The organism is Methanoregula sp., from assembly GCF_023227875.1.
GTDB lineage: Archaea > Halobacteriota > Methanomicrobia > Methanomicrobiales > Methanospirillaceae > Methanoregula.
On record NZ_JALOCH010000007.1, the window covers coordinates 62,242 to 84,292 of the forward strand.

The 22,051-nt window shown below is 46.1% G+C and carries 17 protein-coding genes; 10 read left to right on the forward strand and 7 right to left on the reverse strand.

Annotated elements, in window-relative coordinates; all coding sequences use genetic code 11:
- Nucleotides 1–55 precede the first annotated feature (55 nt).
- The 5 genes from hypF to M0R30_RS08925 all read left to right on the forward strand — a co-directional run bounded on the left by hypF (nucleotide 56) and on the right by M0R30_RS08925 (nucleotide 7,455).
- Entirely contained in the window at nucleotides 56–2,284 is a 2,229-nt protein-coding gene (gene hypF, locus M0R30_RS08905; RefSeq protein WP_292546001.1) for a carbamoyltransferase HypF, read from the forward strand.
- 82 nt (nucleotides 2,285–2,366) lie between these two features.
- Nucleotides 2,367–2,789 carry a hypothetical protein gene (locus M0R30_RS08910; RefSeq protein ID WP_292546003.1) on the forward strand — a complete coding sequence of 141 codons (423 nt, stop codon included), beginning with the start codon at nucleotides 2,367–2,369 and terminating at the stop codon, nucleotides 2,787–2,789.
- Between the two features lie 23 nt (nucleotides 2,790–2,812).
- Entirely contained in the window at nucleotides 2,813–3,811 is a 999-nt protein-coding gene (locus M0R30_RS08915; RefSeq protein ID WP_292546005.1) for a radical SAM protein, read from the forward strand.
- Between the two features lie 64 nt (nucleotides 3,812–3,875).
- Nucleotides 3,876–4,715, forward strand: a complete 840-nt coding sequence (locus M0R30_RS08920; protein ID WP_292546007.1) for a DUF2927 domain-containing protein — start codon at nucleotides 3,876–3,878, stop codon at nucleotides 4,713–4,715.
- An 82-nt stretch (nucleotides 4,716–4,797) separates the two neighbouring features.
- Nucleotides 4,798–7,455, forward strand: a complete 2,658-nt coding sequence (locus M0R30_RS08925; protein ID WP_292546009.1) for an oligosaccharyl transferase, archaeosortase A system-associated — start codon at nucleotides 4,798–4,800, stop codon at nucleotides 7,453–7,455.
- Here the strand turns inward: M0R30_RS08925 and M0R30_RS08930 are convergent, their stop codons facing one another.
- The 4 genes from M0R30_RS08930 to M0R30_RS08945 all read right to left on the reverse strand — a co-directional run bounded on the left by M0R30_RS08930 (nucleotide 7,456) and on the right by M0R30_RS08945 (nucleotide 11,217).
- The gene (locus tag M0R30_RS08930; protein WP_292546011.1) at nucleotides 7,456–8,592 is read right to left on the reverse strand and encodes a glycosyltransferase family 4 protein; all 1,137 of its coding nucleotides are present in this window, start codon (nucleotides 8,590–8,592) and stop codon (nucleotides 7,456–7,458) included.
- Complete coding sequence (locus tag M0R30_RS08935) at nucleotides 8,589–9,755, reverse strand: glycosyltransferase family 2 protein (RefSeq protein ID WP_292546013.1); 1,167 nt, start codon at nucleotides 9,753–9,755, stop codon at nucleotides 8,589–8,591. Before M0R30_RS08935 ends, M0R30_RS08930 begins: the two co-directional genes overlap by 4 nt.
- A 110-nt stretch (nucleotides 9,756–9,865) precedes the next feature.
- Nucleotides 9,866–10,711, reverse strand: a complete 846-nt coding sequence (locus M0R30_RS08940; protein ID WP_292546015.1) for an undecaprenyl-diphosphate phosphatase — start codon at nucleotides 10,709–10,711, stop codon at nucleotides 9,866–9,868.
- A 74-nt stretch (nucleotides 10,712–10,785) separates the two neighbouring features.
- The gene (locus M0R30_RS08945) at nucleotides 10,786–11,217 is read right to left on the reverse strand and encodes a DUF1616 domain-containing protein (protein WP_366513122.1); all 432 of its coding nucleotides are present in this window, start codon (nucleotides 11,215–11,217) and stop codon (nucleotides 10,786–10,788) included.
- A 68-nt stretch (nucleotides 11,218–11,285) separates the two neighbouring features.
- Between M0R30_RS08945 and M0R30_RS08950 the strand changes: the two genes are divergently transcribed.
- A complete protein-coding gene (locus M0R30_RS08950; protein ID WP_292546019.1) occupies nucleotides 11,286–12,164 on the forward strand; it encodes a hypothetical protein in 879 nt (292 codons plus the stop codon).
- A gap of 358 nt (nucleotides 12,165–12,522) precedes the next feature.
- Here the strand turns inward: M0R30_RS08950 and M0R30_RS08955 are convergent, their stop codons facing one another.
- The gene (locus M0R30_RS08955; RefSeq protein ID WP_292546021.1) at nucleotides 12,523–13,446 is read right to left on the reverse strand and encodes a lysylphosphatidylglycerol synthase transmembrane domain-containing protein; all 924 of its coding nucleotides are present in this window, start codon (nucleotides 13,444–13,446) and stop codon (nucleotides 12,523–12,525) included.
- 81 nt (nucleotides 13,447–13,527) lie between these two features.
- Here M0R30_RS08955 and M0R30_RS08960 point away from each other — a divergent pair, with 81 nt between their 5' ends.
- From M0R30_RS08960 to M0R30_RS08975, 4 genes are all read left to right on the forward strand, one after another.
- Entirely contained in the window at nucleotides 13,528–15,249 is a 1,722-nt protein-coding gene (locus M0R30_RS08960) for a hypothetical protein (protein ID WP_292546023.1), read from the forward strand.
- Between the two features lie 48 nt (nucleotides 15,250–15,297).
- Nucleotides 15,298–16,296 carry a glycosyltransferase 4 family protein gene (locus M0R30_RS08965; RefSeq protein WP_292546025.1) on the forward strand — a complete coding sequence of 333 codons (999 nt, stop codon included), beginning with the start codon at nucleotides 15,298–15,300 and terminating at the stop codon, nucleotides 16,294–16,296.
- 42 nt (nucleotides 16,297–16,338) lie between these two features.
- Nucleotides 16,339–17,421, forward strand: coding sequence for a DUF354 domain-containing protein (locus tag M0R30_RS08970; protein ID WP_292546027.1), 1,083 nt, complete (start codon nucleotides 16,339–16,341; stop codon nucleotides 17,419–17,421).
- Nucleotides 17,422–18,538: 1,117 nt separating this feature from the next.
- Nucleotides 18,539–18,991, forward strand: coding sequence for a hypothetical protein (locus M0R30_RS08975; RefSeq protein ID WP_292546029.1), 453 nt, complete (start codon nucleotides 18,539–18,541; stop codon nucleotides 18,989–18,991).
- A 261-nt stretch (nucleotides 18,992–19,252) separates the two neighbouring features.
- On the opposite strand, the gene M0R30_RS08980 is transcribed toward M0R30_RS08975, so the two are convergent.
- Complete coding sequence (locus tag M0R30_RS08980; protein WP_292546031.1) at nucleotides 19,253–20,602, reverse strand: glycosyltransferase; 1,350 nt, start codon at nucleotides 20,600–20,602, stop codon at nucleotides 19,253–19,255.
- A gap of 157 nt (nucleotides 20,603–20,759) precedes the next feature.
- Entirely contained in the window at nucleotides 20,760–21,947 is a 1,188-nt protein-coding gene (locus tag M0R30_RS08985; RefSeq protein ID WP_292546033.1) for a hypothetical protein, read from the reverse strand.
- Between the last annotated feature and the right edge of the window lie 104 nt (nucleotides 21,948–22,051).

The following is a 22,051-nucleotide window of genomic DNA, read 5'->3' on the forward strand; positions in this document are numbered from 1 at the left end:
TGAAAACCCTATCATTATATCGCTGTGCGCATCAATAAAATTTTGCGACAGCATTATGCAGAAAGGCAGAATTACGGTCCGGGGAATTGTCCAGGGTGTCGGGTTCCGCCCTTTCGTGTATGCAAAAGCAACAGAGATGGGCATCGCCGGCACGGTGAAGAATCTCGGCAGCGAAGTAGAGATTTTCGCAAAGGGCGCGCGTTTTAATGAGTTCCTTGCCGCAGTCTCCCGCGGACCTCCCCTTGCCCGTATCGATTCCGTGGAGAATACGGAGACCGGGGCAGAGATCCCGGACGGGTTTACGATCCTCGCGAGCGGGACCGGTTCATTCTCGGGCATGATCCCGCCCGACATCGCGATCTGCGATGAGTGCATTGCCGACATCTTCACGCACGGTGGCAGGTACGAGAACTACTGGGCCACATCCTGTGTCAATTGCGGCCCACGGTACAGTATCATCCGCGAGATACCGTACGACCGCGAACGGACATCCATGGCGGAGTTCCCGACGTGTCCGGCATGCGCCGGGGAATATGGCGACCCGCACTCCCGACGCCACCATGCGCAGACCATCGCGTGCGCAAGATGCGGGCCGGAACTATCTCTTTTCGACAAGCTCGGCCATCCGGTTGACTGCCACGATCCCGTTGAGGAAGCGGCCCGGTTACTCGACGCCGGGTTCATTCTCGCGATGCGGGGGATCGGCGGGTTCCACCTCGCGTGTGTTGAGGAGTCGGCTGACAAGCTCAAACACCGGCTCGGCCGGATTGAGCAGCCCTTTGCGATCATGGTCCGGCCGGACCACCTCGACCAGATGGCCGTTGTTTCACCGGAAGACCGTAAGATCCTCCAGAGCCCCGTCCACCCGATTGCCGTGCTCGCCAAACGCGACCCGACTGCTCATTCCACGATAAGCAACCTGCATACCATAGGCTGCATGCTCCCGTACACCGGCTTCCACCACCTCCTCTTCTCGCACCTGGTACACCCGCTCCTGATCATGACGAGCGCAAACATGCCCGGCTACCCGATGATCACGGAGATTGATGTCGCGATGGCGAAACTCTCCCGCGATGCCGATTTCTTCCTCATTCACAACCGGAAGATCGTGAACCGGTGCGATGACTCGGTATTCCGGGACGGGTACATCATCCGGCTCTCCCGCGGGATAGCACCGAAGCGGACAGCGATCGGTCTCGGGAAGCAATGCATCCTTGGTGTCGGCCCCGAACTGAACGCGAACGCAACCATCTACCGGAACGGTTTTGCCGTCACCTCTCCTCATGTCGGGAACGTCAGGAATCCCGCAACGCTTGAATACCTGGAGGAGACTGTCCGAAACCTCCAGCGGATCCTCGGTGCGAAGTTCGATGTAGTCGCCCACGACCTCCACCCGCAGTTTCTCTCCACCCGGTTCGCCCGGGAGATCGCGTCGGAGCACGATCTCGAACTGATTCCCGTCCAGCACCACCGGGCCCATATCGCCGCAACAACCACGGAGCCCTGTATCGGCATCGCGATCGATGGCGTGGGATACGGGGACGACGGGACGGTCTGGGGCAGCGAGATCTTCTCCGGGCAGGTGCCGGACTTGAAACGGGTTGCCCACCTTGAACCGGTGGCGATGCCCGGTGGGGACCTTGCAACAAAGTTCCCGGAGCGGATGCTCTACGGCATCCTGCCGGACGAGCGGGTCAGGTCAATCCTTGCCTCCCGTGGCTGGTCGGACGTGGAGCTGGGCGTGCTCGAAAAGCAGGTCGCTTCGGGGTTCAATGTTACGCAGACCACGAGCACCGGCCGGGTGCTCGATGCAGCCTCGGCCTTACTGGGCTGCTGCCGGGAACGGACGTACGATGGCGAACCTGCGATGAAACTGGAGTCGGCTGCTGCCGGGGGGAACGCGGAAGCATGGGATCTTGCATTTTCAACACGGGACGGGTGCGAGACCCTGTCCAGCCGGGCGCTCATGGCAACGGCACTTGAGAAGGTACTTGCTGCACCCGGGGACCGCCGGGTAATCCGGGATATCGCCGCCTCGTTCCAGTACAACCTTGCCCGGGGAATTGCACGGATGGCCATCCGTGCAGCCATTCGGGACAGCATGAAGACGGTCGCGCTCAGCGGAGGGGTCGCGTACAACCATGCAATCCGGACGACAATCGAGCGCGAGATCGCATCGCAGGGACTTGCCTGCATAACGAACCGGGAGTACCCGCCCGGCGATGGTTGCGTCTCGTACGGCCAGTGCGTGTATGCCGGCCAGGTGCTCTCCCGCCGGGACTGAACGGAGAATGTCACCGTACTGGTCTTTTTTTGGGCAATCGCAGGCATTATAATGCCTGAAAAGAAAGAATGAAACATAAGCAATGGATACAGATGACAAGCTCAACGGTACTGAGCAGAAGATAAAAGGCCTTGAGCAGGACTTAAACGACCTCCGCCAGGGGCTCACGCTTGTTGCCGACTATTACCGCGATCTCCAGAAAATGTCCCGCCAGCAGGACGCAGTAGAGGCCGTGGACCAGATCCTTGCAAAACCGCTCGTGGACGAAGATATCGAGTTCGAGGGCATCTGGAAGTTCCACGAGGACGTACTGGTCGCAGACCCGGGCGCCCGCGTCCCGTTTGAACAGATGTACGATGCGTTCGTGCGGTACTGCGAGAAGAGCGGCAGGAGCGTCGTGGACCACGACGCATTTGAGTTTGTTTTTGCGCATATCGAGAACCCGGCACCAGTCCCCGACAAGGGTGAGTGGATCGGGTACCGGCTCCGGCAGGGGAGTCCCTGACCGGGCGGTGGACGCCCCCCTTCATGGCCCACGTCAGGATCACAGAAGAATCGGAGATCCCCCTTCTCGGTTCCCTCTATTTTGGCATCATTGACCGGGGCACAAACATCCTGCAGGTGCGCCCGAGCTGTGGCTGCAACTTAAACTGCCCGTTCTGTTCCGTGGATGCCGGGCCGGAATCAAAAACCCGGGCCACCAGCTACGAAGTGGATATGGAATACCTGCTCGGTGCCGTTGAGGAGATCGCACAGTTCAAGGGGGAGGGTGTTGAGTGCCACATCGATTCCCCGGGCGAGCCGCTCATGTACCACCGGCTCCCGGAACTGGTGGCAGCACTCCGCCGGATCGAGTGCGTGAAGACCATATCGCTCCAGACCAACGGTACCCTGCTTGACGCGGCGAAGATCGCTGCCCTCGAATCTGGCGGGCTCGACCGGATCAACCTCTCTCTTCATGCTATCGACCCGGCAATCGCCCGAACACTTGCGGGTGTGGACTGGTTCGATATCGATCAGGTAATGAACGCTGCACGAAGCGTGGCACAGAGCCGGATCGACCTCCTCATTGCCCCGGTCTTTATCCCGGGGATCAACGATGCCGAGATCCCAAAACTGATCCGGTTTGCGCAGGAATGCGGTGCAGGCAGGCGTTTCCCCCCGCTCGGTATCCAGAAGTTCGAACACTACCGGTACGGGAGGTCACCTAAAGGTGTGAAAGCCCAGAACTGGTGGCAGTTCTTTAACCGGAGCATAAAACAGTGGGAGAAAGAGTCCGGTCTTGTCCTCCGGCTCGATGCGAAACGTGACTTTGGCACGGTGAGGCGACAGTTTGTCCCGCTCGCGTTCTCAAAAGGAGAGAAGGTGACGGTGGAGATCCGTGCACCGGGCTGGATCCATGGCGAGATGCTGGGAGTCGCACGTAATCGGGTGGTATCGGTGTACAACTGTGAAAAGGAGACGGGACAGGTCCGCGTGAAGATCGTCTCAACGAAGCACAACATCTACACGGGTATGCCGGTATGAGGCACCGTTTGCATCCCGGGTTGGGATAAACAGGCTTAAAATCCGTGGGGATTAACGTACATATATGAAAGCGGGCTGGGCATTCTTGCTCTCCGGAATCTTTATCATTGCCGTGGGTCTTGCCTGGATCTTCACCGGGTGGTCACCGGGTTCTCCTGCCAGTTCCCCCGGTCAATCCTCATCACCGTCACTCTTCCCGGGTTTTCCCTCCCTCGGGCCATCCGCAGGAGAAGGGGCCGTGGCCACCCAGGCTCCTGTGACACCGACGCCGACTGTGCCGGAAACACCTGCGGCACAGGAGACTCCTGCGTTATCATCGGATGATATCAGGCTGCACTTCCTGGACCTTGCATTCGGTGCCGGCAATGCGAATCTCGAGCGTTGGAATGCAACAGACAACAACGGCCGTATCGTCATCGCCCTGACAGCCAACAACAATGCCGACACCAGGTTGCTGGAGAACGCGGTGCGGGAATTCAACAGCGTCTCGAAGACCAACCAGATATCTGAGATGATCAAGCAGGGCGGGACCGGGGATATCACGATCAAGTTCATCCCTGAGAGCGGAATGGGGGGGATCGCGATCAATGCCTCCGATGGGAGGACGCCCCGGGAATTTTCAGTGGATGGTGTTACAGCCGCAAAGATCTCCAGGGGTTCGGTCTATATCAACGCAAACCTGAAAGGAGACGTGCGGAACCACACCCTCATCCGCAGCCTCTTTTACGAACTGGGGGTTGCCGGGGACTCTGATACATACCCTGACAGTGTCTTCTACAGCGGGAACAATACGAATACCAACCTGACCTATGCCGACAAAAAAGCGATCGAGATCATGTACGGGAGCGGGCTCACACCGGGCATGAGCGTAAATGAGGTGAAGGGAATTATCTATATCCGGTAACAACCTCAGGCCGGGGAGGTTTCGTAACCTTCATTACTATTCTTCAGAATATCTTTGCACATCGGAAAACAGGACAGGGACCATGGATTTTATCACGAATAAGAAAAACCAGTCGATCCTGATCGTTTCCCTGCTCATCCTGTTCATGATCATTGCTCTTGCGCTGCGGATGATCCCGGCATTGTTTATCCAGGACCAGGGATTCTTTTCCAGCAACGGGGCCGATGTCTGGTATACCCTGAGACAAGTCGAAGTGATGGTTGCAGACTTCCCTGCCTATTACTGGTTCGATCCCATGACGGCATATCCCGCGGGAAAATCCATCGACTGGGGCCCGCTGTACCCGTTCCTTGCGTCAGTCCTCTGCCTGGCCTTCGGTGCATCGACCCGGGCAGATATTGTGTACATCGCGGGGTGGGTCTCACCCATCATGGCCGCGATCATGGTGCCGGTCACCTACAGACTGGGGAAACTGATCCGGGACTGGAAGACCGGGCTTGTCGCTGCGGGTCTCGTTTCCATTCTCTCGTATGGATATTTTTGCCAGTCTTCCTATGGGTGGGTTGACCACCATATTGCTGAAACATTCTTTACAACACTCTTCTTCCTCGCATACATCTCTGCCCTGCTATTCATCAGGGAGAACCCGGTCGACCTGAAAAATGTAAAAACCCTGGTTACCCCCGTTCTTCTCTCAGTTCTTGCGGGGGCCCTGTACTTCCTCGGGTATCTCACGTCACCCACGGCCCTTATCGCCCTGCTCGTGGTCGGTATCTATACATTCATACAGTATATCGCTGATTTCACTTCCGGGCAACGATCTGACTATCTCCTTCTCGTAAACATCCTGTCCTTTTCCTGTATCGCGCTTCTTGAGACCCTCTTCGGGTTCCGCCAGGTGGGTCTCTCCCTGACGGTCTATTCGGCGGGACACGTGTTCGTGATGCTGGGACTGATTGCAGAAACGGTGTTGTTCTATGGCTTCACGAGGATATTCCACAGGAACCGTGTGCATTATTTCCTGTCCCTGGCCGGGATTGTCGTTGGAGGAGTTGCCCTGGTCCAGGTCCTCCCGGCACTCCAGACCATCAAGGACCAGGCGGTCTCCCTGGTCTGGAGTGGTTTTTCAGTATACTCCACAACCGTGAGAGAAACAATCCCATGGACATTTTCCGCAGCGTATGAAACATTCAATCTTGCTCTCCTCCTCATGGCAGGAGGCCTGGTCATCCTCATCTGGTATTTGGTGAGGAACCGGCGAAACGAGCATATTTTTCTCATCACGTGGTTTGCCGTAACATTCCTCATGACCATCCCCCATCAGCGGTTCCAGTTATACCTGACCGTGCCGGTTGCACTCCTGGCAGCGATCTGCATAACCGGGACCGTCCGCTGGTCATGGGATCCTGCAGGGGCGATGTTCTCAGCATGGATCTCACGGGTTTCCGGCCACCATGCTTCGGGGAAAGCGACTGAGACGGTCGCAAGAAAAGAACGAAAAACAAAAAAACCTGCTCACGTATCCGGAGCCGGGATGCAACCGCTGGCAATACTCAAACACGTTATCCTTATCGTAGTCATCATTATCACGATAGTGGTGGTTGCGACATCTCTCGGGCAGGATATTAAGTATGTGATCGGTACTCCCGGTAACCAGATATCCGGAGACTGGATCGAGACGATGGAATGGCTGAAGACTTCCACGCCTTCTCCAATGGTCGATTACTTCCAGAAGTATGACCGTCAGACATTCACCTATCCCAACGCATCGTACGGGATCATGGCACCATGGGAAAATGGTCACAAAATTACCTTCTTTTCACACCGTATACCAATCACCAACCCGTTCCAGAATAATCTTGGGGGGAATGACGGTGCGGCAGCATTCTTTCTCTCAGGAAGCGAGGAATCCGCAGATAAAATCCTTACAACCTTCAAAGGCCGTTATGTGATCACCGACCTTGGCACGGCAACGGATACATTCCCGGCGCTGATTCCCTGGGTGAATTACACTGAAGAGATCTCTCCCTATATCTACTGGTTCTTCATCCAGGACACGACAAGTCCGTCGGGATTAACAAAGACCCACCTGCTTGGTGACGCATATTTCCAGTCAATGATCGTCAGGCTCCAGGTGTTTGACGGTTCCATGGTGCTTCCCGATACAGCACAATATACCCGGTATACCATACGAAAAGTCCCGGATTCCGGCACGACTGCGGAGGTTGGCGGACTGGCGCGGGTGATCACCGGCACGCAGACGGTGAATGTATCGCTGGAGCAGATGACCACATCACCCGAAGGATCCATCCTGACACCCGGAGCAACGTATGCGGATATCTATTCAAGCGTGCCCTACCAGCCAATAAAGAAGGTGCCGGCGCTGACTCATTACCGGCTCGTCCACGAATCGCCCACCAACCTTTCCGTCCAGTTGTTCGGGAGCGCAACGGGAAGCCCTCTTCCGGATATCCGGCTCGTGAAGGTCTTTGAGTACGTCAGCGGTGCCCATATCCCCGGTGATGGAGTCATCGAGCTCCCCCTTGTCACGAATACCGGCCGTACTTTTGTGTACCGGCAGGAAAGCAGTGGCGGCGAATTCATTGTCCCCTATGCCACGGAAGGGAGCGCTGCCGACGTCAGGGCAACCGGACCCTATCATATTATCGGCACGACACGGTATGTCACCGTGACCGAAACGGATGTGCAAAACGGCAACACGATTACCGGTTCCGGCTGATTATGTGATCCGGTGATCGATCAGGGACTGGTAATAATGCTCAGCCTGATCGACAATCCGGTCCCAGTCATAGCCCTCCGCTGCGGCCCGGCAGGCATCACGCATCTGTTCATGGTGACGGAGGGCCTTCCTGATGCCAATGGCAAGATCTTCCGGAGTGGGGGGGCAGATCACCCCGGTCTCTCCTGTGATCAGGTCGCAGACCGCATTTGCCGGATGATCGATCGTGACGACCGGGAGGCCGCACCCGAGTGCCTCGAGTGCCGCGATCCCAAAACCCTCCCGGGTCGAGGGGAGGACGAACACTTTTGATGATTTCATCAGGGCAATAACCTCATCGTGGTTTTCCAGGAACCCGGTTATTGTAACGTTTTTCTCAAGCGAAAGGTCGCGGACCTGTGAACGGATCGTATCCCCTTCGGGGCCGTCCCCGATGATTGTCAGCGTCAGGTCGGGTTCATCAGAGATCATGATAGTCAGCGCGTCAATAAGCAGGCCGGCATTTTTTTCTTTGATCAGCCGCCCGGTAAAAATGATATCAGTGTTTGCAGGTGAGGGGGGCACCGATTCCAGATGCGCGAGATCGATCCCGTTGGGAATGATACGGTCCGGCTGCCGGCCAAATTCTTTCCTGAACCGGCTGGCGGTTGTTGAGGATACAGCAATAACCGGCGATCCAAAGGATGCAATGTACCGTTCGGTTGCCTTTCCGAATACTCCCTTGAATCCCAGGTACTCCTCCCAGTAATCTCCCCACACCTCATGCCACGTGATCACTAACGGGATCCTGTGAATGATGGAAATGAGTCTTACGGGGATGCAGGGGATATAGGGGAACTGCTGGCAGTCAATGATATCGAACCGTTCTTTTGCAAGAGGGCAGATGAGATGCATCCCGAAATACAGTGCTTCCCAGACAGACCTCCTCCCATGCACATAGAGTTTTTTTGCCGGGCATACCCCGTGGAGGATCACGCCATCCTGGACACGGACATCGTCCCCGTCCCAGAATTTCATCCCGAAGATGTGGACCTCGTGGCCGCGGGCAGTAAGCCGGGTGGCAAGCTCCCATACCCGCTTTTCCACGCCTCCTTTTACGTAGGGGTAGATGACATCATACACAAAGGCGATCTTCATGGCTGACCCGGAGAATTCCCGTTTTCATTCAGGAGCATCATGCTCTGGAAGACGGCAAAGAGGAAGATCTGGATACCGCTCACGATGAACACAAGGGAGACAATTGCGGTAGAGATCTGGGAGAGTTCCCCGAAATTGACCGAGATCCAGCGGATAAGAATACTGATACCGAACAGAATGCCGGCAAGGATGAGAACGGACCCGGCAAGGATGAACTTCTCCAGGTTGTGGTAATTCATCAGCAGTCCGATGAGACCGGTTTTTCTCCCGTACCCGTGGACAACGGAATAGGTCTTCATCAAGAACCCGGTGAGGATCACCTGAAGACCACCCATCACCATGATCGCCCCAAGGATGAACGTGTGAAGGTGGGAGGATTCGATGTTGCCCTGCGTATAAAAAAAAGCCATAAGGAGCAGGCCGATGACGGAGAAGACCATACCCGGGACCGCGATAAACGGGAGGGGTCGCATCAGGAGGACAAACCGGACGTGTCGCCACCCATCGGCAAAACTGTGCAGTTTTGAGGGAGTAATCCGGGGATAATAATCAATGGGCACTTCCTCGATCTTCAGCTGTTCCTTTGAGGCCATCACCAGCATCTCGGACGCGAACTCCATACCCCCGGTCTTCAGGTTGAGCCGGTCGAGTGCCTCGCGGGTGATTGCCCGAAAACCGCTGTGCGTATCCGAGTAGTTCGTATGGAAGATCACATTGACCATCCATGTCAAAACGGGATTGCCAATGTACCGGTGGAGCGGGGACATGGCGCCGGGATGGATGGCTCCCTTAAAGCGGGACCCGATAACGAAATCGGCACCGTTTTTCAGCGGGGCAATGAGTTTTGGGATCTCGGAAAAATCGTAGGTATTGTCTGCATCACCGAGAATGATGTACCGGCCTTGTGCATGACGGAATGCTTCAAGATAGGCATTCCCGTACCCTTTTTTTTCCGGGTGGATTACCACTGCACCGAGAGACCGGGCAATATCTGCGGTGCAGTCGGTTGAGGCATCGGGGACGATGATCTCTCCGTTGATTGCGTTGTCGTGAAAAACGATCTGGATTTTTTGTATGCATTCACCAATGGTGCGCTCTTCATCGAGTGCTGGCAATAGTACAGAAACATCGAACATGTATCCGGGGCCAGAGGGAGTCTCCATTGTTTTTCCTGTATCAGCTTTTGTTGTGATCCGATAAATATAGATGATTCCTGCTTGTATAACCGGCAATTCTCAACGCTGTTTTAGGCGGTTTCCCGCGATGCATCAAATTAAGAGATTATCATCTGGAGGAGAAGGGGTGTCATTGCAAGCAGGCCAATTGCAATATTGAAGTAGTAGAATTTTGCCTTCTGTGCAAGTGCGAGCATAAAATTCATCATGGCAAAACTTGCAATGAACGATGCCGCTATTCCTGCCAATGCAACCGGGATCGTTAACGAGCCGATACCCTCAAGCAGGAAAAATGTCCCAATCGCGAGTATCACCATGGGTATGCTCATGATAAATGACAGCCGTATTGCCTCTGACGGGGTATAACCCCGGAGCAATAAGGTACTTTCCGTTATGCCGCTGCGGCTTATACCCGGCATTACGGCAAGTCCCTGGGCGCTACCGGTGATAATCGTATCAAGAAGAGTGATCCGGTTTTTTAGTCCGGGATTATCCGGTCCTGATACCTTACAGGAGGAAATCCACATGATGATTCCAAGAAGAACAAGAGTTCCTCCGACAACTGCAAGGAACAGTGTTCCAGGGAGATCGGAAAAACCCTCTTTTGTTAACAGATAGAGGGGAAGCCCGACAAGTCCTGAAAAGATCACGGATATGGCAACAAACCAGAAAAGACTCCGTTCGGGGTCTGCGTTTTTCATATCACGCAGGTCAGATATTCTGGGCTGGATATGAATAAAACCAAGGATCTCTTTTCGGAAAAGATAGAGCGAGGCCAGGAGATCGCCGATATGCACAAGAAGTGCAAAAGATAGTGCAGTCTCAAAATCAAGGTTGAAAAAAAACTTCCCGACAAGGATTACCTGGGTTTTGCTGCTTACCGGGATCCAGGCTGCGATTCCCTGGACAATTCCAAGGATTATTGCCTGCAGGACATCAATCATGGTATCATTCCTGTGCCGGTATCTTTTGAATAATTATGGTATTGTTTTCCTGTTTTTTTCATTTTAGATCAATGTCACAGGTGTTCCGGGGGAATATCTGAATCCGTATTATTTTTTTTAGGGGAAATTCTCCTGATCGCACATACGGCGGTCAGGACGAGTGTAATTGCCGACAGAGAGAATACTATCGAAGGGATACGGATACCATACGGGGTGTAGTTGAGGAAAAATCCGGTGAAGATCGCGATACAGATACTCATTCCGATGCTGAGTGCAATGTGTTCATAAGGATCCAGTTCTGTTTTCATGGGAAATAATGCTGAAACCAATACGTATCCGGGAACAAAAAAAACCAGAGGAAACGCCAGTACCGGGCGGAAAACCGATTCATTGAAGGGGGGGAACAGGATGAAGACGGATGTGACAATAATATAGATGACGATAATACCGAGATCAAGAAACTTCATTCCGGTTTTTTTGCAGGCTGGAGAATTTTTCCCAATCATAGTGTTATCCGTTAATTATTATCAAATTGAGACAGTATTTATCATTCTCAGCGTAAATATACGTTTAGATGTCAATGGAACCCAGTGAAAGAACCATCGTTTACGGGCTGGTGGGGGCCTGTATCTGTGGTATTATTATCGTCGGAGCATTTCTCATTTTTGCAGGAGGGATGTTCTCTTCCAGTTCGGGCTTTAGTGAGTTGTATTTTGAGAACCACCAGACACTCCCGGCCATCATCAACGAGAATGACCCGGTGAATTTTTCGTTTACCGTTGTATCCCACAACAAGGAAAATACAGACTATTTCTACGAGGTCTTTGCGGGTAATCAAATAATTCGTAGCGGATCATTTATTCTTCCACAAACCGATTCGTCCGAAGAAAGACTTCAATTGAACCTCAATAAAACATCCATATTTATCGAAGGTATCAGATTCAGATCCACATTAATTCCACTTAATGAATTACAGAATACGCAAACACAAATAACAGAATACGAAGGAACGGGGCTTATACAGTCAGACAATGAAAATGATTCCCATATATTAAAAGACCCATCCAAAATTTATTACCCGGTTCAATTACCTGAAAACGATGAAACAATAACCTTGGCTTTTGATCCTAGCATTAATGAACGATTTAGAAAATCAACGACAAGAAAAATAAAAATCGGTGATATGAATACTATAAAAATTGACGATAAGGCGACAGAAATTCACGGATATCGTCCATCAAATGTTGGTTATGATACGTCAGAAACGGAATTGACTGTTTCAAATGACCGCGGGACGATTTCTGAGACAGAAAATAAAACTACCATTCAATACCGGTATGCATTTGAGAAGGTATCTGTCAACCTGAGTGCATCACCGGTTTCAAATCCTGATAAAACTTCATACTATGAGATCCATTTCTGGGTATTTGCGAAAGATCCATCGCAACAATAACCGGAATTCATATTTTTTTACTCTGTAGAAATCATCAGTATACTCAGACGCTCTCGGGGCTTCGCTCGAAGAATTTGTAAAAATTCTTCTCGAAAGAATCATCGCTGATGCGAAGATTCTTTCCCCACCGTTGGGGCACCCCCATATGCGATAACGACGTATTACCACTCTCCAAAAATGAAAATTTTCAGGGCTCCGGGGATGACTGGAAATTGAGGTCGCCGCGGGGCGTCGAATTCCGCAGGAATGAGACGGGAGAAGATTCCATAAGGATTCTCCGACTCGCCCTTTTTGGTCGGCGACCGTGATCCCTAAGGGGTATGGGGGCTTCAGCCCCCATCTTTGCGAAAGAGGATTTCTACAGAGCAATATTTTTTTTGATCACCGGCAGTCCAACCAATAAATGGAATGCAACGGTTATCCCACGGTCAATGAGTGCAATGGTCAATCCCACATACAGCGGAATACCCATATCTGAAAGGATCACTGCCAGACTCCCTTCAACCAGACCCAGTCCGGATATAGTTAAAGGCAGGATTGAGAGGATGCTGACGAGTGGCAGGATACATAACAACTGCAATGCCTCCACGGTATATCCAAGTGATAGGGCGATGATCACCAATCGTGCAGTATGCCCGCACCAGGCAATTATTGTCAATAACACTGAACGCAATACCGTTTTTTTCGGAAACCGGATACTGGTGCAGGCGTCTTCAAGGTCCTGAAAAATAGTGGTGAGTTTCGGAAGATTGAAAAACTGAATGATTTTTTGCAGGGAACTGTGTGAATGCCAGAATCCGATAATCAGGAGGATCGCGGCAACCGGAATTGACAACGCCCAGATAAATTTTCCTTTTTCTCCCGGAATAATAAAGAGGATCCCGAATATCCCCAGTATAATAATCGTTACAAGATCTATGCTCCGGTCGAGAATAAATGAGAGAAAACTCTTACTGCCCTGGTTGCTTTTTTCGAGCAGGAGCGGTCGTGAGAGTTCCCCGATACGGCCGGGTGTAACATCAGAAATGAGCAAACCCCCCACAAACGCAGAATACGCTTCTATAAGTGGAATCCGGATACCCATGTCCAGGAGGATTTTCTGCCATCGGTATGAGAGGATGAATAAGGTGAGTGCATACACAAGGACTGCCGGGATAAGATAAAAAATATTTATTGAGAAAAGGGCTGAGATAATTTTCGAAGGATCGAGAATGAGTACGAGGATAATAATAATAATAATCCCAAAAAGGAGTCTGATATGGGTTGGTACCTTTATCGCCATCTTTATTCCCAGACTTGATTTTAAAACGATATTTATACTTCAATAGTCAATCGATAATTAGATTGCCCCGGAGTAATGCAGATGATTGATCTCATCGTTAAAATCATTTATGCAATAATCATCTTTTCCGGAACAACGATCTGCGGGATTCCGATTACATTTTATTTTATTAAAACGGGGAGATGGCTTTCAAAAATCATTCTTTCCTTTTGTATAGGTTTTATCCTCCTTGCACTTGGAGGAATCGTTGCAAATCTGTTATTAATAAATGTGTTTTTTACCCAGTTTTTCATTCTTATTATCTGTATTATCACCATTATTCCGATAAGAACCACATTAAAAGCAGAATTAGACAGGAATGATTGGATAATCCTCATTTTTTCTACAGTCTATGTTATCTCACTTATCTCCTTTTTCGATTGGATTGTCATGTGGATGGCAGGAGATGCCGTAACGCATGCATCAATAATCCGGATGCTTGTCGATGGTCAGAGTCTTCCCATCAGTCTACCCCCGTTTGGCACATACTGGGAAATTTATCCAAAGGCATTCCATTTCTATTCATTTTTCTGGGGCAGTGGATCGTCAATCCTCACGACTATTCAGGTTATCCCGGTTCTCATTACAGCCATTATCCCCATCACGATTTATTCACTAATCCGGGAATTAAAAAAAGATGAAATTGCATTCTACGCATTCATTTTTTCCGCAATTTGTTTTTCACAACACTATGTATATCTTATATGGGCGGGGTATCCCTCTGCAGCGGCAGAAATGCTTCTTGTTGCCGGAGTACTCACAATTTTTGTCGAAAAACGGCTCCTGCCGTTAATTCTTGTCGGGATTCTCTTCACGCACACACGATATCTTGGTATTTTCTTCGGAATACTCCTTGTCTGGCTGATTATTGAGATCTGGAATGAAAAACAAACCCAGATAAAAAGGTTTTATCCGTACATTATTCTTTTCATTGGAGTTGGTCTGGTCATGATCATGTTGACCGTCCCCTTCCATAAACCAGATTTTTTCCTTTCACTAATTTCGAACAAACAGATCGCATCTGATTTTATTGCCCGCTGGTTCTGGGGAATATTATCAATATTTGGCCTGGTGATCGCGGTTTACCGCAAGGATAATTTAGATCGATTTACAGTTGCTGCAACCATTGCCCTTATTGGATTGGCAATAGCAGTGGATACCCGGGTATTATCCTTGTCTTCCCTTCCGGACCGGATAATTTCCCTTTTGTACATCCCGTTGAGTATTTTTGCCGCATATACTGTCGTTGCAATCGTTAATTCAAAACGGGAAATAAAAACTGGCGTCGTACTCTTGATCATAGCGATCGGCGCACTTTCAATGGGTGCAATATTCTACAGTTATGCTGGCTCCTGGGCGTTACCAAAAGAGGACTATCAGGCAATGGAATGGCTGGGAGCCCAGAATTTATCAGGATATACCTGTATCAATATCGACGATACCGGTGCGTGGATATATCCGATTACCGGCATTCAAGTAGCAAATCTTCCTTACCTTATTGTGGGTGTGGACCAGTATAATCAGAACTATGTTCTGATCCGGAGTATCATTCGGGATCCAAATAGTGCACAGACACGAGATAGAGTAAACATGATACAGAGACCATTGATTTATCTCTCTCATACATCAATGTCAATGCCCGGATACACTCCACCATTTTCCGCAACAGATGCTAAATTTCCGGCAATCAACCATACGTACTCTGAAAAAAATTATCAGCTGCGTTACGGTGATGGCGTGAAAATTTTTGAACCAATACAATAACGTTTTATTATTCATTTCGACTATTATATTCAGAGAGGGTAGAGTCTGATGGAAATTTTACAGTTTTTTTTTGGTCTTATCAGCTTTTTCAGCACGTTCTATATTCTCCGGATATGGATTAAAAAGGCCCTTATGAATGGGATTGTCGGGCCGGATATGAATAAACCCGGTAAACCCCTCGTAGCAGAGATGGGAGGGATCTGTGTTGTATTTGGTTTCGTTTTTGGGCTTCTTCTCTTCATAGGGGCACAGACATTTATTTTTAAGATAAATGATCCGATTACTCTGGAAATTTTTGCAGTTCTGTGCACAGTCTTACTTATCGCAATTATTGGAATGACCGATGATCTGCTTGGCTGGAAAGCAGGATTACCACAATGGTTAAAACCACTCCTGGCAATTCCCGCAGCGATACCACTCATGGTGATCAATGCCGGAAATACCTGGATGGAACTTCCATTTATAGGAGAAATTAACTGGGGGATAATCTATCCCCTGATAATTATCCCGTTTGCGATCATGTGTGCATCCAACGGGTTCAATATCCTCGCCGGGTATAATGGGCTGGAGGCCGGAATGGGAGTGATTATTCTAACCACACTCGGTGCATTGGCTTATTATACAAATAAGATTGAAGTTGCTGCACTTGCTTTTTGCATGGTTGGTGCACTTCTCGCGTTTCTCTGGTTTAACTGGTATCCTGCAAAAGTATTTCCCGGGGATTCCCTGACGTATCCTGTCGGTGCCCTGATTGCGTGCATTGCGATATTGGGAGACCTCGAAAAAATTGCTTTAATCCTGTTTATTCCCTATATCATCGATTTTCTCCTCGTACTTCGGAGTCATTGCAAAGGAGAAGCATTTGCAAAGGTTTATGATGACGGTAGTCTTGAGCAGCCATTCGAACGGATAACTCATATGACCCATTTCGCACTGGCATCACTCAAGAGAGTAAAAGCGAAAGTATTTGAAAAAGATGTGGTATATTTTCTTTACGGGATAGAACTCATATTTGTAATTATTTCTATCTTGATTGTATTCAGATAAAATTCACCAGAATATTGTCGAAGAACGAATTATTTGATCCTTATGAGAATACTGTTTGATATTGGTCATCCGGCAGATGTCCATTTTTTTAAGAATATCATCCATCTGTTGCAACTGAACAATCATTCAATAAAAATCTGTGTCAGAGAAAGAGAAAATATTACAACGCAATTATTGGATCTCCATAATCTGGACTATGAGTTGATCGGGTATAATGCCAAAGGGATTGTTAAAAAGGCGTTCATCCTGATAAAAAATGATTATATGCTATACAACATCTCGAAAGAGTTTAACCCGGATATTTTTGTCAGTCTGGGATCTCCCTATTCTGCCCAGGTCAGCAAATTGTTGGGAAAAAAATCAATAACATATTATGATACAGATACCGCCAACCTGATAATACATTTAACGATGCCATTTACTGATGTTATGCTGACACCATTCTTTTTTTTCAAGGATCTCGGACCAAAACAGATCCGTGTGAAAGGGTATAAAGAATTAGCATATCTTCATCCCCGGTATTTTACCCCCGACCCGGGTATATTGGATATTCTCGGTATCAGTCAAGATGAAAAGTATGTCATACTGCGATTCAGTGCTTTTGATGCATCACATGATGTGGGTGTGACGGGTTTTTCTGACGATCAAAAAAGGGAACTCGTCCGAAGTTTCGAGAAACAACTCAGGGTTTTTATTTCTTCAGAAATTCCACTGCCCCCGGACCTTGCAGAATATCAGATAAAAATTCCCATTCATAAAATGCACGATGCTATTTATTTTGCAGAGATGCTTGTAGGAGATTCAGGAACGATGACTGCTGAAGCCGGCATAATTGGTACTCCGGCGGTTGTTTATCACCCCATGTCGATTCAGATCAATTATTTAAATGAATTAGAGAACAAGTATGGCTTGGTTTTTAACTTTACTAATGCCACCGATGCGATCAATATGGCGAAAAAACTTATAGAACAGACGGATTTGAAAAAAATATGGCAACAGAAAGTCGACCGGATGCTTCAGGACAAGATTGACATTTCGGCTTTTTTTGTATGGTTTATTGAAAATTTTCCCCGTAGTTTCGATATTATGAAAGAGGATCCCCATTTTCAAAAGAACTTTTTGTAAATGACAAGTGATACTGATAATTTATAATATCCATTGCTCATATCAGTAGATATAATTGAATTTTGGTGATTTTGTGGGATTGTCGAGACGAGAACTGGGATTTATTTTTCTCCTGCTTGTCATCCTCAATATACTTTTCCGGTACCCACTATCTCCTCATGAACTGGGAAACGATTCCTATTATATCCATGAGCTTGCTCAATCGATTGTTGATAATTCCTCATCGGAATGGCTTCTGTCACCGCTTTCTTTTTTTGGGCTTTACCCCTTTTCGTATTCCTCGGGACTTCCCCATTTTCTCGCAGTTACATCATTGTTAACGAATTTACCCATGGAGTCAACGATTTTTTTTGATTCATTATTTTTTGCGATATTCGGCATCTTCACTTTCTATATACTAGCAGGGGAATTAAAAAAAGACCAAGTCTTTCAATTGACAGCCGCATTCATTTTTTCCGTTTCCCCACTTGCAATCAAGTTTACATCATGGACCGTTTCTTCCCGGGGGCTTATTTTAATGTTCATTCCTCTTGTGATTTGGTGCCTGTTAAAAATTAAAAATGTCCGGGATATCAAGTATATTTCCCTGTTTATAGTTTTTTTTATCATTCTCGCAAGCATTCATAAAACATTTGTTCTGTTCATTCTAATTATACTGGCATTCCTATTTACAAAGTATATTGTTTATTCGGACAACCGGTATTTATCAAAAATTTTCAAACATCATTATTATCCTTATATCTTATGCGGAATTTTTATTTCAGTTTTTATTCTGCAGTTTTTCTTAATCCCTGGAAACTGGTTGAATGAATATAAAATATTTTTTAATTTTAACCTGAACATCTGGTATGAATCTGTTCTGTTTTTAATTGTCATACTGACTGCGCGACTGGGCCTCCTGATTCCCTTGTCCATTCTCGGTGTGATCTATTTAATATTCGATTCTAAAAAATCGGTCAATGAATCGTTTCTCATTTATGCATTTTTATTTTTTTTACCGTTTCTCTACTATTCAATATACTTTTATGAAACATTGCTGCCGTTTTGGGCGATGTTGTCTGTATATGGGATTTTTTTCCTTACATCCAAGGTTCAACAAAACCGCTCTCTTTTATGTATGATAATCCTGATCGCAATTATTGTATTTTCTGCATATACCGTCCAAATCAGATATACCAGCACTGATGAGGGGGGGTATAAAAATTATTTACAGGAGCCCGATTATGCCCTGACCGGGTTTATCCAGCATGAAACAAATAATCAGAATATTGGAGGAGGATATCCCAGGCAAATCGCACCATTTATTTCAAACCCATTAGTACTTATGCCCACAGACCAATTAATTTATCATAATATTGATAAAAATCTATTAAAAATAGAATTATCTCCATTTCCGACATCACTATCTGAATTGTTCCATTTTGTCAAGCATACCTTTGATTATTCTTATTCGGGAGATACAAAAAAATATCCTTATAAATATATAATTATGCCAAAAAACTCGCAGAAACCAAATTCAACGGATAATAAAATTTATGCAAATGATAAGGTTGACTTTTATGACATATAATTCGCACTAAAATTTTTAAATTTTAAATGTTAGATTTGCTATTTAACTAATGTCTGATAATTGTGATATTTTACATTAATTTTTGCTCTGTAGAAAACCTTCACGATGAGAAATTGTAAGAATCGGTGAAGGTTTTCTACAGAGCACCGGCTCGCTGATTTCTTAATTGTCTCCTTTCTTTTTGACTTCACAATCAAGAAAAGGAGACATTGTACCTTAGATCTTTCGGTCGTCGGTACAATCTATTTTGGATTAGGATTTCTACAGAGCCAAATTTTTCAACCTTAAAACTTCACTCAAAATTCTTTCATCCCATGAATATTGTAAATTCGATCGCGTCTTAGCCTCTGATAGTAATTTAAATAAATCATCGTTTGTTAATGCATGAAGATATTTTGAAATATCATCAACGATTTTGTCATCATTAGAATCATCAAAGAATCTATTGCCGTACTGTTCTCCACCAATTACACCCATTAACTCTTTATTATATAATGTTAAGACAGGGATACCCAAATACGCAGATTCCAGTACTGGATTGCACACATTTGAAAACATATAGAGTGAAAGTAAAATGTCATTTTCATTATAGATATCATTTACATTATCATATGAAAATGGACCCTGATAAAAAACCGTTTGTTCAAGACCAAATTGATCGATTAATTGGGTAATTTCCTGAATTTCCATTTCATTACCAAACCCATATATATTTAAAATAAATCGATCATCCGAATATTGATTCTTCAGTTTATTCATTATTTTTATTGCTAATGGAATCCTTTTCCAATAAATTAATCTACTTGCAGTAAATAGTTTAATTTGACGATTACTAAAGGTAGAAATTGGTTTTTCTTTAGTTTTATGAATTATTTTGTCTGATATTCCATTGTGCAAAAACAAGATTTTATTTTTGTCTACACCGAAATATTCAAGCACATTATCGCCCTTTGTTCCATCATCCGTCATTATACACAAATCTAAATATTTTACCTGCGAATATGAATCTAATTCTAAATTAAATCCTTTTATTTTTTTTCCCTTTTTAAGGAGATCTAAAACACTACCAAGAACAGTCCCTTGAAATTTCCCAAATGCTATAGATTTTGGAAATTTTTTTTTCAGTTTTATTGTAGGAATTACTCCCCCACATTCATATGCGCAAATATAATCGGGAATTATTCCGGAATTAGTGGAAAATCTTTTTGTGTACAGATAAAGTAAAAGATTATTCACGTAAAATGCACTTATTCTTATTAATAGGTTATTATTCCGATATGAATTTGAGATAACATTTTTTCCATTAGAATCTTTTTCCGATTTTTCTATTGCTTTTGATGAAAATCGCACGGAAAATTTATTAAACCAATGTAAAAAAGATTTCCCATAATAAATCAACGGATTTTTTATTAAAAAAAAATTTACATTTGGTAATTTGTTATTAATATCTGTTTGATTGTAGAAAAGTTTTTCATTGATATCTCCACAGGTAAAAAAGTATATTTCAAAATATTTACTGTATCCTCGAATTGATTCAAACATTGACTGATTACCAAACTCATTAAAAAATAAGGATGTTAAAACAAACATTGTAGGTTTTGATTCTTTCATATCACTTATTTGTTTTACTTTTAAATATATGATTTAACCCCCCTTCAAATACTTCATGAGAGTCTAGTTCAATTGAAGGGATCATCAATTGTCAATGGCGAATAAAATTCCCTTCTTCCATGAATATATTCACATATTCAGAGTTGCCAGAGATCCCTCATGCGGTTTTTTCTGCTATTTCATCAATAAAGAAATCCAGATTCTGACCCGAATCATTCAGCGTGGATTCCCCTCGACCTTTAGCCAGAGTATCATTAATCCATTTTTTTATTATTTCGGGATCCTGCGGTAGAACTTCGGCCATACCCAAACAGCGTTCATAGGAATAATAATTCTCAAATTTTCCCCCATGATTTAAATTTTGATTTAATAAGCCACTCCGTATGCCCATCCATGCAGCTTCGATGACAACCGAGCTGATATCGGAGATATGGAGATCAGTTCCTCTCAACAGAATCGGTAATGGCATCTCACTTGAGATAAGCCATCTTTGAGCTTCTTCTGTTCCAAAGGTTTTTCTTAAGTAATTGAGCACCATATCTTTCTCGCTACCCCGAAGATGAACTGGATGTAATCGGAGGATCCAATTATATAATTTTGCTGTATCCAAAATCACTGTTTCAAGTGCACTAACCATAACACCATTGAAATTACCCTCCAAATAGTATCTTTCCAGGCCCCACTCTAATGTCACAACAATACAGGGGCGAGTGTCTTCATTTTTATATTCATCAGTTATTGCTTCATGAACCAGTAGATCTTCTGGATTATTTCTGATAAAACGTAAAAACCATGGATTCCCAACATTTATAACACGAATACTTTTATATTTTGCCCATTTTGAAATGGTAATTACACTCTGCTCATTCCAGCAAAGGTATCCATCGGGAAGAGCATCTGTTCGAGAATTTACTTGGTATTTCTCACCGTACAATGGATGATTATCAGCAATTACCCCATGTTGAAGATCGTACACAGGTATCTTCTTTATTTTTCCTGCCTGGCAGAGATATTTATCCGGCAGAATTCCAATAATGCACTTTGGGGTAGCTTTGTCAAGAATTTGACACCACAAATTTACTCGGTATGTGTTTTCCCATTCTAAAGCAATTTCCCGCCCTCGAAATGTATATAACAATTGCCTGATAACAAAAATAATTGTTGCTAATTGGTTATAAGAAACCGGAGAGAAATAGGCTTTATCCCCAACTAGCCTTGAATATGGTGTGGCTATTGATCTGACACTCAGCGACTTTTCGGTACATCGCTCTCCAATAGAATCAATCAGATGAGCGTATGCTTTACCATGGAATGAATATCCACAATTATTATCCCGTCTAACCAAGAGAACATCACAAGAATTCAGATGATTCCAGGAATCTTTTACACAAGTACCAATAATAATATCAAGATAAGTCTTTATTTTTTTTTTAAATTAATAAACATATA